This window comes from Planococcus plakortidis (assembly GCF_001687605.2).
GTDB classification, from domain to species: Bacteria; Bacillota; Bacilli; order Bacillales_A; family Planococcaceae; genus Planococcus; species Planococcus plakortidis.
In genome coordinates this window covers 1,055,729-1,069,606 of the sequence record NZ_CP016539.2, presented here as the reverse complement: position 1 = coordinate 1,069,606, position 13,878 = coordinate 1,055,729, and the positions used below count along the sequence as shown (strand labels likewise).

Genomic DNA, 13,878 nt, shown 5'->3' with positions numbered 1-13,878 from the left:
AAAAACATTGACCGCAGCTTCATTTGCCTTTATCATTATCTTAACTAATAGAAAGAGGTGAGGCATTATGGTGACGATTTCAGTTCGTGCAACCCGTAACTTAATGATGTTTGCTGTGATGTCTCCCTCTGTGTATCGCTGACGATACGCTTCTTTCCTATGCGCGGGGACCATGGCAAGCATGATTGCCATGGTCTTTTATTATGCGTTTTTATAGGAGGAAACTACATTGTCAATTATCGAACAGTACGGATGGAATGAATCATTCGCACAATCATTGCCTGAACAGAAAATCCCAGGCCGCGTCATTCTCGAACACAAAAGCGGTTACCGCGTCATGACCGATTTTGGTGAATGGCCAGCCACTTTATCTGGAAATTATCGCCATAGCCACAGCCGCGACGAATTCCCAAGCGTCGGGGACTGGGTGGCGCTAGAGCAAATGCCCGGCGAAGACAAAGGCATCATCCACCAGCTATTGCCAAGAAGTTCGCGCTTCACCCGAAAAGCAGCCGGGGAAACGTCCGAGATGCAGACCATCGCCGTCAATCTCGACTACGTCTTCTTGGTCATGTCACTCAATCACGACTTTAATGTCCGGCGCCTTGAACGGTATCTCGTCGCTGCTTGGGATTCCGGTGCCATGCCGGTCGTCGTGCTAACGAAAAGCGACCAATGCGAAGACCCTGCAATTTACTTGAAAGAAGTCGCTGCTACCGCGTTCGGCGTCGACGCATTTGCCGTTTCAGCTCTGACCGGAGCTGGCATGGAAGCCTTTGGTCGCTATTTAACTGGCGGCAAAACCGGCGCGCTGCTCGGTTCGTCCGGTGTCGGAAAATCCTCGCTCATCAACGCCTTGACCGATAGCGAGAAAATGGCGGTACAGGACATCCGCGAAGACGACAGCAAAGGGCGGCACACGACGACCCACCGCGAACTCGTGCTGCTGCCGGGCGGCGGTTTATTGATCGACACGCCGGGCATGCGCGAATTCCAGCTGGCCGATTCTGCCGACGGCCTGGAAACAAGCTTCCAGGACATCACTAGCTTCGCTGCTGAATGCCGGTTCCGTGATTGCAGCCACCAGCAAGAACCCGGGTGCCGCATCCAATCGGCACTCGCTTCGGGTGAATTGCCGGAAGAGCGCTATGCAAGCTACTTGAAATTGCTGCGTGAGCTCGACTATATCGAACGGAAAAGCGATCTCGCCAAACAACAGGCAGAACGCGCGGTATGGAAACAGCGCACGAAAGAATACCGCAGCCGCCCTGTCAAAAAAAGATAAAAGACTGCCGGATGGAAAATCCGGCAGTCTTTTTCTAGTTCTATTCAATTGGCGTATTCCGTCAATCCGTGCTTGACGGCGTAAAGCGCCGCTTGCGTCCGGTCCTGGACTTCAAGCTTGATGAAGATATTGGAGATATGCGTCTTCACCGTCTTCTCCGTGACGAACAAAGCAGACGCCACTTCCCGGTTGCTTTTCCCTTTGGTCAATTCGGCGAGCACTTCCGCTTCCCTTGGGGTCAAGGGATGCAACACATGCGGCGGCGGGTCTTCCGGCGCTTTCGCCAGCTCCGACGAAGCTTTCGGATGCAGCGTGTTCTCCCCGCGCATCAAGCTGCGCAGCGATTCCACCAATTCATCCGGCTCGATATCTTTCAGCTGATAACCGGCAGCACCCGCTTCGATCGCCGGCAGGATATGGTCGCGGTCGGAAAAGCTCGTGAGCATCAAGACGATCATATCCGGATAAGACTCCTTGATTTTCCTTGTGGCCTGGATGCCATCCATTTCCGGCATGACCAGATCCATCAAGACGATATCGGGCTGCAGCTCGCCTGCCATTTCGACAGCTTCGATGCCATTTGCAGCCTCCCCGACTACTTCAATGTCTTTTTGCGTTTTCAGGAAAAACAACAACCCTCTTCTAACTACGTGATGATCATCCGCAATCAATACTCTCATCTTGCCACTCCTTTAATACGGAATCCGGACCAGGATTTCCGTTCCTTTGCTTAATTCGCTGGACCAGTCAGCGGTGCCGCCCTCTGCTTTCGCCCGGTCGCGAATGCTTTGTATGCCGATCGACGGGATTGCGCCGTGTGCAAGGGAAAAGCCGAGCCCTTCGTCTTTGATGACCAATAAGACATCTGTCGGTGTGACCGTTACGTAAATTTGGGCAGCGCTCGTGCCCGCATGCTTGCGCACATTATTTAGCGCTTCCTGCGCGATGCGGAATAAAGTTTCTTCCGTTCGCGACGGCAATTGGATGACACCGGTCACTTTCGTTTCCATCGATAGCCCGAGCATTTCCCCGTAGGCTTTGATGGCATCGATCAAACCGCTCTCCAGCCCTTTCGGCCGCAATTGCCAGATCAATGCCCTCATTTCATTGAGCGCTTCCTGGCTGAGATGCTGTATATCGCGGAACGTGCTTTTTTGCGCTTCGTCTTCCGCCATTTCGATGCCGCCTCTTGCCGTCAATGTGACTGAGAACAAGAGTTGATTGACTGAATCGTGCAAATCCCGCGCGAGCCGATTGCGTTCTTTGACGAGTGCCAGCTCTTGTTCTTGTTTGGTCAGGACGATGCGCTTGATGGCGGAACCTATCTGGAAAGCGACCGATTCCAATAAAGCCAATTCGTCTTTTGAAAAGCGCACCGTATCGGCCGCAGCGATGTTGAGCAAGCCGAATCTTTCCTTGCCGGATTGCAGGGGCACGGTCGCGTGATGCGAAATATTGCCGATTTTTCCGTGCGCTGCTTTGGCGTTTTCGATGCGCTGGCAGGCGATGATGTTCGAGGCTTTATCCAAATCGCCGTCATGATAGCGTTTTACACACCAGCAGCCGCCTTTCGTCAAATGGCGGCAGTCGCGTTCCTCGAGGGCATCCGGCAAATTGGCTTGTGCCACGAGCCTGTGCTTGCCTTTTTCATCGATGAAAAAGATCCACGCCGTTTCAAAATTGGAGTTTTGCAGCAGCTTATCGATCGCCCCGCCGAGCATGCGCTCCATATTCGTTTCTTCGTTCAACAACTCTGCGATCTCTTTCAATAAGATGACGTCTGAATGCTGTTCAGGCACCATTGGGCTGATCCCTCCTAATTGCTATTGTACCGCCAAGCACTGGCGCTTGCCTCATTCTTTCGAATGAAAAAGCTCCCTCTATGGGGAGCTTTTTTCATTGGTTTGCAACGATGTCGAGAAACGATTCTTTCAGTAGTTCAAGTTTTTCGTCGCTTTCCTGCTGGGTGGCTGCTTTGACGCCGAAATAGTATTTCACTTTCGGCTCGGTGCCGCTCGGGCGCACGCAAACCCACGAGCCATCCGATAGGAAGTATTTCAGGACATTCGATTTTGGCAAGACGATCGTTTCGCTCGTACCCATATCGACAAGTGTCCGTGTCCGGCTGTCGTAGTCTTCGATTTTTGCCACTGCAATGCCGGCAATGGATTGGGGCGGTGCCGCGCGCAAGCCGTCGAGTAGCTGGGTGATTTCCCGTGCCCCTTCGATGCCTTTTTTGGTTACGGAGACGAGCAATTCACGGTAGAAGCCGTGGCGTTCGTACAATTCATTCAAGACACCGTACAGGTTCTTGCCTTGCTTCTTATAGAAGGCAGCCGCTTCGACCAATAGCAATGTCGCTTGAACCGCGTCTTTATCGCGTGCGAAATCGCGGATCAAATAGCCGTAGCTTTCTTCGTAGCCGAACAGGAACGTGAATTCATGCCGGGCATCGTTTTCACGCAATTTCTCACCGATGAATTTAAAGCCTGTCAACACATCTTCGCTCTCTACGCCGTAGCTTCTAGCGACCGCTTCCCCGAATCCGGAAGTGACGATGGTCTTGAAGATACGCCCATCTTCCGGCAGTTCACCTTTGGCTTTTTTCTGGCCCAATAAATACTCCAGCAAGATGCCGCCGGTTTGGTTGCCCGTCAGCAATTCGTATTGCGTCCCGGTCCAAACCGCCGCGCCAACGCGGTCGCCGTCCGGGTCGATGGCAATCAATAGGTCTGCGGTCTGCTCTTCGCCGTATTTCCGGGCGAGGTCGAATGCCGATGATTCTTCCGGGTTCGGCGACTCCACCGTCGGGAATTCACCGTCCGGCGCCATTTGTTCTTCGACGTAAGTGACACCGCTATAGCCGGCTTCATCAAAAACTCGGCGAACGGTCGCGCCAGACGCCCCATGCAGCGGGGTGAAGACGACGCTGATCGGCTCAACGCTTGTTTCCTGCACCGCCAGGACTTGGTCGATATAGGCGCGGTCGAGCTCTTCGCCGAGAATTTCCAGCAAGCCCGAATCAAACTCTTTGTTTTGGATTGCCAGTTCGTCTTCGACACGGCTGACAAATCCGATGACCTGGTCCGCCGTCTCCAAATCCAATTGCGCGCCGTCTTCCCCATAAACTTTATAGCCGTTGTATTCCGGCGGGTTGTGGCTTGCGGTGATGACGATGCCCATGAAGGCATTCAACTTGCGCACCGTGAACGATAATTGCGGTGTCGTGCGCGCCGCTTCATACACATAAGCACGGATGCCCGCTGCCGCAAATGTGCGCGCCGCTTCTTCGGCAAATTCCGGCGACATGCGGCGGCTGTCGAAAGCGATCGCCACGCCGCGTCCCATCGCTTCTTTCCCGAAGCTCTCGATGTAATCGGCAATCCCTTTCGATGCTTTCCTGACGGTATAGACGTTCATGCGGTTCGTGCCCGGCCCGATTTCGCCGCGCATGCCCCCTGTTCCGAACACCAAATCCTGATAGAACGCATCTTCCGCCAATTGTTCATCTTCCGCTAGTAATTGCAGCTGCTGTTTCGTGTCCGCATCCAGCCCCTCGTGCCCGAGCCATTTTTGCATTCGCTGTTTCCATGTCATGGTCCATCCCTCCAATTACTTACCAGTTTACCAAATTTTCCGCAAAAAAGCCGCCCCGATCCGGAGCGGCTGGAGTTAATCTTGTTTATATTCAACGCGGTAAACGTCGTGGCGGCGGTCCTTCAATTGCTTGACGGTGCCGTCCTGGCGCTGGCGCCTAAGGATTTCGAGATCGACATCGCCGATCAGCACCATCTCCAAGTTCGGATTGGTTTCCCCGACGATGCCATCGCGCGCGAATTCGAAATCGCTTGGTGCGAAAATGCCGGACTGGGCATACTGGATGTCCATGTTTTCCGTTTGCGGCAAGTTGCCGACCGTTCCCGAGATGACCGTGTAGATCTGGTTCTCGACTGCGCGGGCCTGTGCACAGTAGCGCACGCGTAAATAGCCTTGGCGGTCTTCCGTGCAGAATGGCGAGAAGATGATGTTGGCACCCATATCGGTGGCAATGCGGGCCAATTCCGGGAATTCGATATCGTAGCAGATCTGGATGGCGATCTTGCCGCAATCCGTATCGAATACCCGCACCGAATCGCCGGCCGAGATGCCCCACCATTTGCGTTCGTTCGGCGTGATGTGGATTTTGTATTGTTTATCGATGGATCCGTCGCGGCGGAACAAATACGCGATGTTGTAGATCTCGTCGTCCTCTTCCTTGACGAAGTGGGATCCGCCGATGATGTTGACGTTATAGCGCACGGCGAGATCGGTGAACAGTTCGATGTATTGCGGCGTGAATTCCGTCAGCTTGCGGACGGCCTGGCTCGGCGATGGTTCATTCAGGAACGACATCAATTGCGTCGTGAAGATTTCCGGGAACACGACAAAATCCGAATGCGCATCCGATGCCACGTCGACAAAGTACTCGACCTGGTTCGCCAAATCGTCGAATGAATTGATGGCACGCATCAAATACTGGACGACACAGATCCGCACCGGCAAACTTGTCTTGAAATGGCGCTTCGAGATCGGTTTATAATCGACATTATTCCATTCCATGAGCGTCGCGTATTTTCCCGATGCCTTGTCGTCCTTCAAATAGCCGGGGTTGATGCGCATCAGCTGGAAGCCGTTCATCAGCTGGAACGTCAATACCGGGTCATAGATTTTATGGCGCGATACCGCATCCACATATTCGCGCGGCGACATTTCATCTGCGTATTTATGGTAGTTCGGGATGCGCCCGCCGATGATGATCGATTTCAGGTTCAATTCACGCGCCAATTCTTTGCGTGCTTCATATAAACGCTGCCCGACCTGCATGCGGCGATATTCAGGATGCACCATTACCTCGATGCCGTACATATTATAGCCATCCTGGTTATGGTTCGTTATATAGCCGCCGTCCGTGACATCATCCCACGTATGGCGGTCGTCGTATTCATCGAAATTGATCAAAAGGCTCGAGCAGGAACCGATCACTTTGCCGTCAAGTTCAGCGACGATCTGCCCTTGCGCAAAAACGCCTAAATGGCTTCTGAGCTGTTCTTCTTTCCAAGGTTCCATGCCCGGAAAGCAAAGCTGCTGCATTTCCAGAATGGCAGGTATGTCGGCATAGCTCATCTCACGGATGATCATGCTTTTTTCAAAATGGGATAAATCGAATTGTTCTGCCACGTTACCGCGCTCCTTCACAAAAGTTTCAAAGTTAATTATAGCCCATCCGCCCGGTTGTTGATATTATTTTACTTGTATGGTGTTAAGAATTATACTTCAAAAGGAAAGCTTTCCGGAAAAGAGGGACAAAAGATGACGAAGCGTCAAGAAAACAGCTTACTGTTCATGTGGGCGGTGTCCCTGGTTGCGACACTTGGCTCGCTGTATTTTTCCCAAGTTCGCGGATATATCCCGTGCGAACTGTGCTGGGTGCAGCGCATCTTCATGTATCCCCTCGTCTTTGTGCTCGGCGTTGCCTATGTGCAGAAAAACCCGCGCATCGCAATGACGTCGCTCGTCTTGTCCGTTGTCGGCGGCTCTGTTTCGCTGTATCATTACGGTATACAGAAACTTAAGTTTTTGTCCGATTCCGCACCGTCATGCGGGCAAGTCCCGTGCACAGGGGAATATATCAATTACCTCGGATTCATCACCATCCCGTTCCTGGCGCTCATCGCCTTCGCCTTGATTGCCGGAACGAGTGTATATCTGTGGAAATCATTGAAGGAGGAACAATAAGATGAAAAAACTGCTGATTATCGCAGGCGTTGTTCTTGCCATCTTTGCTTTGATCGTCTTCTTGACCAATCAATCGCAGGATGAAAAACTGGCAAACAACCCATACGGCACGGACGATTTGAACCCGGCCACCATCGATCAGCTCGATGACGAAAATTACCAGAACATCGCATTGCCGGAGGAAGTGGACGAACAGATCCAAAGCGGCGATCCGACGACTGTCTATTTCTTCAGCCCGACATGCCAGTACTGCCAGCAGACCACTCCGGTCTTGATGCCGGTTGCCGACGATATGGACGTTGAAGTGCTTCAATACAACCTGCTCGAGTTTGAGCAAGGCTGGTCCGACTATGCACTTGAAGCGACACCGACCCTTGTCCATTACGAAGATGGGCAGGAAGTTGCCCGCTGGACAGGCGCACAGCCGAAAGAGAATATCGAACAATTTTTCTCAGAAGTTGTAAAAAAATAAACTGAAACGGGATCATGTGCCGCGCGCATGGTCCCGTTTTTATGGAGGACTGTATAATGAATTGGACTTACAAAATACCGGAACAGGGAATGACCGTCACGGACCTATTGAAAACCGAATGGGGCCTCGGCAAAAAGACCGTACACGAACTGCGCATGGAAAAAGGCGTTCGCCTGGCCGATGGCACAGAACCGCGCTGGCAAGAACCGCTCGATAAAGGGACGGAACTGACCGTTACTACACCTGAAGCCGAGTCGCCGTACCGGCCAAACCCATCGATCGAACCTGAAATTTTATTCGAAGACGAACACTTCATCATCGCTAATAAACCAAAAGGGCTCGCCACCCACCCGAACGATAACCACCAGGACGATACATTCATCAACGGATTGATCGCCTACGTCCAGCAATCCGGCGGTTCGTATATCGAGCACATCCACCGGCTGGACCAGGGCACTTCCGGCGTCTTGCTATTGGCCAAACACCCGATCGCCAAAAACGTCATGGACCGGATGGTCGAACAAAAGCTGGTCCAGCGCGAATACGAAGCGCTCGTTAAAGGCCTCGTCCGCGGGCAATCCGGGACGCTCGATTTCCCGCTCGGCCGCGACCGCCACCACGCGACGCGACGCCGTGTATCGCCGAACGGGCAAAGCGCCGTCACCCATTACCAGGTCATCAACCGGGCAGACGGCCGCTCGCTGCTCCATTTGACGTTGGATACCGGGCGCACGCATCAAATCCGGGCGCACCTGTCACACGTCAAGCACCCGATCATCGGCGATGAATTGTACGGAGGGCCGCCGACTGAAGACGGCGAATACTTCCTGCACGCATTCCGCATCGCATTTCTTCACCCATTCACCGGGCAGCAAATCGATATCGAATCAAAACAATAACAAAAAGGCCAGCGAATGGGTTCGCTGGCCTTTTTTATTAAACCTTGATTTCGTCCGGATGGGTGCCACTCCGCCAATCCTGGTTAAGCGCTGAAATCTGTTTCATCTCTTCTTCACTTAATTCAAAATCAAACACATCGGCATTCTCAACAATGCGCGACGGCGTCACCGATTTCGGGATGACGATCAAGTCATTCTGGAGATGCCAGCGAATAATCGTCTGTGCAATGGATTTCCCGTGCTTTTCCCCGATCTCAGACAGCACAGGATCTTCGAGCAGGCGCCCTCTCGCAAGCGGCGACCAGGAAGTGACCGCAATGTCTTGTGCCGCGCAAAATTCGCGCAGCGGCTCCTGCGTCAATTGCGGATGCAGTTCGATCTGGTTGACCACCGGCTTCGTATTGGCCTTGGCCAAGATTTTCTCCAGATGATGCTGCTGGTGATTCGATACACCGGCAGCACGAATCAACTTTTCGTCATACAAGCGCTCGATCGCCCGGTACGTTTCCTCGAACGTGTTAGGGATCGCCCAATGGGTCAGATACAGATCCAAATAATCCATATCCAGCCGTTTCAATGAAGCTTCGAACGCCCGCAAAGTCTGGTCATAGCCCTGGTCGGTATTCCACACTTTCGATGTGATGAACAGTTTTTCGCGCGGCACACCGCCTGCACGAACTGCTTCGCCGACCTCTGCTTCATTCTCATATACGGAAGCGGTATCGATCGCTTGATAGCCTGTTTGGATCGCTTTTACCATCGCCTCGACCGCAGCTTCCTTATCGGTCATCTTGTAGACGCCAAGGCCAAAACGCGGCATTTTCACTCCATTATGTAAGGTCTTTGTTGATTCAATCGTCAGATTCATAAAATTCTCCTCCTATTCTTTTTCATTGTACAAATAGTCAAAAGGAATTTCGACTATTCGCTACCAGATTGCGAAAAGCTCTTGCATCCGATATTAAAAACGAATATTATTAAACATGTTGTTTAAAACGTTCGTGTTTATAAGGAGGATATTCCATGTTTCAGTTAAAAGAACACGGAACTGACGTCAGAACCGAGATCACTGCCGGTATGACAACATTTTTGACGATGGCATATATTGTCATCGTCAACCCGGTGATTTTAGGTGCTGCCGGCGTTCCGTTCGACCAGGTGTTTCTTGCCACCATCATCGCAGCAGTCATCGGTACATTATGGATGGCACTTCTCGCCAATTACCCGATCGCCATCGCGCCCGGAATGGGGCTTAACGCATATTTCACTTCCATGGTGCTCGCTTCTGACGGCGCCATTGACTATACGACTGCTTTTGCCGCAGTCTTCGTTTCGGGATTGCTGTTTGTCGCATTGTCTTTGACCTCGATGCGCAAAATCTTGATTGAAGCCATTCCGGAAAACTTGAAACACGCCATTACGGCAGGCATCGGCTTGTTCATTGCCTTCATCGGCATGCGCCTTAGCGGCTTGATCGTCGCCAATGAAGCGAATCTCGTGGGGCTCGGTGATTTGACTTCGCCGCCTGTCGCATTGACGCTCGCAGGGCTTGCCATTACGCTCATCTTCATGTCCTTAAACATTCATGGCGGGATTTTCTTCGGAATGATCGCAACCGGCATCATTGCCTTTTTCACCGGGCAATTGAAGTTTACGGAAGGCTTCATGAAGTTGCCGTCGCTTCCGGAAGGCATCATCGTATGGAATCCAGTTGAAGCATTCCTGCTCGTCGCCGAATTCGGGCTATACGGAGTCGTGTTCTCGTTTTTGCTCGTCACGCTTTTCGATACGACCGGCACGATGATCGGTGTCGCAAAGCAAGCAGGTCTCATGAAAGACAATAAAATGCCGCGCGTGCGCCAGGCGCTTCTTGCCGATTCGGTCGCCGCCAGTGCAGGCGCTATGGTCGGCACAAGCCCGACCAGCGCTTATGTCGAATCTTCTGCTGGCGTCGCTGCTGGCGGACGCACAGGGCTCACGACTTTGACCGTCGCCATCCTGTTCATTGCCGCTGCCTTTTTCGGTCCGCTCGTCGGCTCTCTTTCGGGAGTCGCCGCCATCACTGCTCCCGCTTTGATCATTGTCGGCAGCTTGATGATCGGGGCAGTCAAACAAATCGAATGGGAAAAATTCGATGAAGCGTTTCCCGCATTCTTGATCGTACTGGCCATGCCGCTCACCTCAAGCATCGCAACTGGCATCGCACTCGGATTCATTTCTTACCCGCTGATGAAAATCTTCAAGGGCAAATGGAAATCTGTCCACCCGATTCTCTATATTTTCGCTGTGCTGTTCACGATCCAGATTCTCATCGCACCGCATTAAAAAGATCCCCCTCACAAATTGTGCGGGGGATTGTTTATGTTCTGACGCATAGGCAGTTTCGGGTAATGAAACAGGCTGCCTTCAAGCTTGCCATGCAAAAAAGCACCGGCTGCCCGATGCTTGTTCCATTAGATTCTAGCTGAACGCCCGGACATGGCTGCTGAAAGCAACAGTACGATCGCTGTCAACAAATGCAGCGCCCATCCGATCAACGGAATCCAAGCGAGCGCACTTGTGATGATGCCCAGAATCGAGCCGAACTTCGGTGAATATTCCTTGAAGCAGAAAAACAACGTAATCGCATGTAACACGAACATGATGCCGAGCGGTGCGTAGCCTGCAGAAATGACAAATCCGCCCCCGATGAACGGAATGGCCAGAAATGCCTCCGCAAGGCCTGTAATCCAAAGCAGTGCAACGGATGTCTTCATTCTCATATCGGTTCATCCCTTCCTTTTGTTCCTACCCCTATATACGCGTCACGTCCAAAAAGGTTTCAAGTTTTTCGGATGGACGGAAAATGTCCATATTTTCGAGCGGGTTCCATATTTCATTTTTCCCGATGGTACGCTATACTAAACACAGATGCAAATTTCAAGGAGGTCGTCATTCATGAACTTGATCTTAATCTTGGGGATTTGTGTATCGTTTTTGGTAGCTATCTTCACTGCTGGATACGATGACAAACCAGGCACAGACAAAAGACAATAACGTGAAATGCAAAAGGACAGCGCCCATGCGCCGTCCTTTTTTGTCGTTCATTTCAAATTCGGGAAATCCTGTTGGCGCAGTGCTTCATACATCAGGATCGCCGCCGTGTTCGACAAATTGAGTGAACGGATATGTTCATTCATCGGGATGCGCAAACAACGGTCTAAGTTCGCATCAATCAATTCCCTCGGCAAGCCTTTCGTCTCCTGACCGAAGACGAAGAAATAATCTTCCTCCGTATCCGAAAAATCGAACGAGCTGTAGGTCTTCGTGCCGAATTTCGTGATGTAATGGTATTTGCCGTCAGGATAGGCTGTAAACAATTCATCGAGGCCATCATGGTAATGAATGTCCACGTGCTCCCAATAATCGAGCCCCGCCCGTTTGAGCATTTTATCGTCCGTCGAAAATCCGAGCGGCTTGATCAAATGAAGGCTGACGCCTGTTCCCGCACATGAGCGTGCGATGTTTCCGGTATTTGCCGGAATTAATGGTTGATATAACACGATGTGTATTCCCAAATTTCTTCACTTATCCTTTCGTTTCTGCAGAAAAGAAAGCCAGCCCCTTGGCGATCTCATCCAGCACTTCTTCATCTTTCTCCTGCTGCAGCGCATGTTCAAGCGCTTGCCTTCCCCCATCCGTCCCGATGCGGCCAATTGCCCAAGCGGCCGTGCCGCGGATGACCGGGCGCGGGTCCGTGTTCATCAATTCGATCAACGTGGGTACTGCCGATTGTTCCTTGAAATGGGCCAGTGCCAAGATCGCATTGCGCTGGATCGGTTTTTTGCCGCGCCAAGAACCTGACACATGCCCGAATTTCTCCTTGAACTCGCGGTTGGAAATGGTCAATAACGGCTCTAAAAGCGGCTTCGCAATTTCCGGATCCGGATCGAACTCCGGATGGATGCGGTTCACCTTGCGCTTATTTTTGGGGCACACCGTCTGGCATGTATCGCAGCCGTAAATCCGGTTGCCGATTTTCGACCGGAATTCATCCGGCAGGAAGCCTTTCGTCTGCGTCAAAAACGAAATGCATCGCTGGGCATTGAGCTGCCCGCCCTCAACAATCGCGCCGGTCGGGCACGTATCGATGCACAAACGGCAGTCGCCGCATTGGTCTTCCATCGGCTCGTCGTACTCAAATGGGATGTTCGTAATCATCTCGCCCAAATAGACATACGACCCGAACTCCGGTGTGATGATATTTGTGTTTTTCGCACTCCATCCGATACCGGCCCGTTCTGCTACGGCGCGGTCGGACAATTCGCCGGTGTCGACCATCGATTTCATGCGCGCGTCCGGATAATGAGCCGCGATAAAGGATTCGAGCAGCGCCAATCGGTCTCGAAGTGCCGCGTGGTAATCCTTGCCCCAGGAAGAACGAGAGAAGATCCCGCGACGTGCACCTTTTACCCCTTGCTTGGCACCATCCATTTTCGAAGGATAGGCAATCGCAATCGCAATGATGCTCACGGGTTCCTCCATCAACAATTCCGGACGCGTACGTTTCTCCACATCCGATTCTTCAAAGCCGGACTGGAAATTCAATTGCTGCTGGCGAATCAGACGGTGCTTTAAATTAAAAAAAGGTTCGGCCGAAGCAAAGCCGATTTTATCAATTCCGATTTCCGCGGCATACGCAACCAGTTGTTGTTGGAATTGATCCAAGTTCATGTCGATAACTCCTTGCTCCAATTTATGGTAAGATAAGGCTATTAGTCACGGAAAGGATGATTGCTGTGGACTTTCGCGTAAACACTGAAATAACAGAGATCCTGCCTGATTTTAAAATCGGCATTATTCATTATAACAATATCACCGTTTTGGATTCACCTCAAATGTTAAAAGGGCGGCTACAACTGTTCCAAGAGCAGTTGTTCTTCGATATGGATGATAAGGAATTGACCGATTTCCCTGGCCTACTCGAATGGAAGCTTGCCTGGAAAGCACTTGGAGGCGACCCAAACCGCTACCGCCCTTCTGCAGAAGCCTTGTACCGCAGAGTACGCAAGCAAAACTATCTGGCTACCGTCAACTCAGCGATCGACATGAACAGCTTCCTATCCCTTCAGTACGAAATCCCACTCGGTCTCTATGATGCAAAAAAAATCGAAGGTGATATTGAAATCGCACTTGGCACTTCCGATGACCGCTATGAAGGCTTGAACAATCGCGACAATACACTTGATAAAATCATTGTCACACGCGACGAACAAGGCGCATTCGGCAGCCCTTATGTCGATTCCAAGCGCACTGCTGTGACGGAACACACGACAGAGGCGATACATGTATTCTATCTTCGCCCTTCAATGGACCGCGATAATGCCCTTCAGCTATTGACCGCCGCCGGCAATATGTTCACTGGGATCAACGGCGGCGAAGCGACAAGCTATGTCCTGTAAGTGCCT

General features: G+C 51.8%; 14 protein-coding genes. 6 read left to right on the top strand and 8 right to left on the bottom strand.

What is annotated here, in order from left to right; translation table 11 throughout:
• The first annotated feature begins 229 nt into the window (after positions 1–229).
• On the top strand, positions 230–1,285 hold the full coding sequence (gene rsgA, locus BBI15_RS05430) for a ribosome small subunit-dependent GTPase A (RefSeq protein WP_068868651.1): 1,056 nt from the start codon (positions 230–232) through the stop codon (positions 1,283–1,285).
• 44 nt (positions 1,286–1,329) lie between these two features.
• Here rsgA and BBI15_RS05425 read toward each other — a convergent pair whose 3' ends face one another.
• The 4 genes from BBI15_RS05425 to BBI15_RS05410 all read right to left on the bottom strand — a co-directional run bounded on the left by BBI15_RS05425 (position 1,330) and on the right by BBI15_RS05410 (position 6,502).
• Positions 1,330–1,965, bottom strand: coding sequence for a response regulator transcription factor (locus tag BBI15_RS05425; protein ID WP_068868650.1), 636 nt, complete (start codon positions 1,963–1,965; stop codon positions 1,330–1,332).
• 12 nt (positions 1,966–1,977) lie between these two features.
• Positions 1,978–3,087, bottom strand: a complete 1,110-nt coding sequence (locus BBI15_RS05420) for a GAF domain-containing sensor histidine kinase (protein ID WP_068868649.1) — start codon at positions 3,085–3,087, stop codon at positions 1,978–1,980.
• Between the two features lie 94 nt (positions 3,088–3,181).
• On the bottom strand, positions 3,182–4,882 hold the full coding sequence (locus BBI15_RS05415; protein WP_068868648.1) for a phospho-sugar mutase: 1,701 nt from the start codon (positions 4,880–4,882) through the stop codon (positions 3,182–3,184).
• Between the two features lie 75 nt (positions 4,883–4,957).
• Complete coding sequence (locus tag BBI15_RS05410; protein ID WP_068868647.1) at positions 4,958–6,502, bottom strand: carbon-nitrogen hydrolase family protein; 1,545 nt, start codon at positions 6,500–6,502, stop codon at positions 4,958–4,960.
• Between the two features lie 132 nt (positions 6,503–6,634).
• Here BBI15_RS05410 and BBI15_RS05405 point away from each other — a divergent pair, with 132 nt between their 5' ends.
• Genes BBI15_RS05405 through BBI15_RS05395 form a run of 3 tightly spaced genes read left to right on the top strand, consistent with a single transcriptional unit; the run spans position 6,635 to position 8,431 of the window.
• Positions 6,635–7,060: a disulfide oxidoreductase gene (locus BBI15_RS05405; RefSeq protein ID WP_068868646.1), complete on the top strand. Its 426-nt coding sequence runs from the start codon at positions 6,635–6,637 to the stop codon at positions 7,058–7,060.
• Between the two features lies 1 nt (position 7,061).
• The gene (locus tag BBI15_RS05400) at positions 7,062–7,532 is read left to right on the top strand and encodes a thioredoxin family protein (RefSeq protein ID WP_068868645.1); all 471 of its coding nucleotides are present in this window, start codon (positions 7,062–7,064) and stop codon (positions 7,530–7,532) included.
• A gap of 56 nt (positions 7,533–7,588) precedes the next feature.
• Positions 7,589–8,431: an RluA family pseudouridine synthase gene (locus BBI15_RS05395; protein ID WP_068868644.1), complete on the top strand. Its 843-nt coding sequence runs from the start codon at positions 7,589–7,591 to the stop codon at positions 8,429–8,431.
• Positions 8,432–8,468: 37 nt separating this feature from the next.
• Here BBI15_RS05395 and BBI15_RS05390 read toward each other — a convergent pair whose 3' ends face one another.
• Positions 8,469–9,299, bottom strand: coding sequence for an aldo/keto reductase (locus tag BBI15_RS05390; protein ID WP_068868643.1), 831 nt, complete (start codon positions 9,297–9,299; stop codon positions 8,469–8,471).
• Positions 9,300–9,454: 155 nt separating this feature from the next.
• Here BBI15_RS05390 and BBI15_RS05385 point away from each other — a divergent pair, with 155 nt between their 5' ends.
• Positions 9,455–10,756 carry an NCS2 family permease gene (locus tag BBI15_RS05385; RefSeq protein WP_068868642.1) on the top strand — a complete coding sequence of 434 codons (1,302 nt, stop codon included), beginning with the start codon at positions 9,455–9,457 and terminating at the stop codon, positions 10,754–10,756.
• Positions 10,757–10,884: 128 nt separating this feature from the next.
• Here BBI15_RS05385 and BBI15_RS05380 read toward each other — a convergent pair whose 3' ends face one another.
• The 3 genes from BBI15_RS05380 to queG all read right to left on the bottom strand — a co-directional run bounded on the left by BBI15_RS05380 (position 10,885) and on the right by queG (position 13,144).
• A complete protein-coding gene (locus tag BBI15_RS05380; protein WP_084632765.1) occupies positions 10,885–11,193 on the bottom strand; it encodes a hypothetical protein in 309 nt (102 codons plus the stop codon).
• A 321-nt stretch (positions 11,194–11,514) separates the two neighbouring features.
• Positions 11,515–11,988 (bottom strand): tRNA (uridine(34)/cytosine(34)/5-carboxymethylaminomethyluridine(34)-2'-O)-methyltransferase TrmL, encoded by a 474-nt coding sequence (gene trmL, locus BBI15_RS05375; RefSeq protein ID WP_068868641.1) that lies wholly within the window; start codon positions 11,986–11,988, stop codon positions 11,515–11,517.
• 10 nt (positions 11,989–11,998) lie between these two features.
• Positions 11,999–13,144, bottom strand: coding sequence for a tRNA epoxyqueuosine(34) reductase QueG (queG, locus tag BBI15_RS05370; protein WP_068868640.1), 1,146 nt, complete (start codon positions 13,142–13,144; stop codon positions 11,999–12,001).
• A 56-nt stretch (positions 13,145–13,200) separates the two neighbouring features.
• Here queG and BBI15_RS05365 point away from each other — a divergent pair, with 56 nt between their 5' ends.
• Positions 13,201–13,872: a B3/B4 domain-containing protein gene (locus BBI15_RS05365; RefSeq protein ID WP_068868639.1), complete on the top strand. Its 672-nt coding sequence runs from the start codon at positions 13,201–13,203 to the stop codon at positions 13,870–13,872.
• Positions 13,873–13,878: the final 6 nt, after the last annotated feature.

Bases quoted from the DNA above. Each gene is read 5' to 3' on its own strand.
- BBI15_RS05425 (WP_068868650.1), bottom strand. From the start codon at position 1,965: ATGAGAGTATTGATTGCGGATGATCATCACGTAGTTAGAAGAGGGTTG.
- BBI15_RS05420 (WP_068868649.1), bottom strand. From the start codon at position 3,087: ATGGTGCCTGAACAGCATTCAGACGTCATCTTATTGAAAGAGATCGCA.
- BBI15_RS05415 (WP_068868648.1), bottom strand. From the start codon at position 4,882: ATGACATGGAAACAGCGAATGCAAAAATGGCTCGGGCACGAGGGGCTG.
- BBI15_RS05405 (WP_068868646.1), top strand. From the start codon at position 6,635: ATGACGAAGCGTCAAGAAAACAGCTTACTGTTCATGTGGGCGGTGTCC.
- BBI15_RS05400 (WP_068868645.1), top strand. From the start codon at position 7,062: ATGAAAAAACTGCTGATTATCGCAGGCGTTGTTCTTGCCATCTTTGCT.
- BBI15_RS05395 (WP_068868644.1), top strand. From the start codon at position 7,589: ATGAATTGGACTTACAAAATACCGGAACAGGGAATGACCGTCACGGAC.
- BBI15_RS05390 (WP_068868643.1), bottom strand. From the start codon at position 9,299: ATGAATCTGACGATTGAATCAACAAAGACCTTACATAATGGAGTGAAA.
- BBI15_RS05385 (WP_068868642.1), top strand. From the start codon at position 9,455: ATGTTTCAGTTAAAAGAACACGGAACTGACGTCAGAACCGAGATCACT.
- BBI15_RS05380 (WP_084632765.1), bottom strand. From the start codon at position 11,193: ATGAGAATGAAGACATCCGTTGCACTGCTTTGGATTACAGGCCTTGCG.
- queG (WP_068868640.1), bottom strand. From the start codon at position 13,144: ATGAACTTGGATCAATTCCAACAACAACTGGTTGCGTATGCCGCGGAA.
- BBI15_RS05365 (WP_068868639.1), top strand. From the start codon at position 13,201: ATGATTGCTGTGGACTTTCGCGTAAACACTGAAATAACAGAGATCCTG.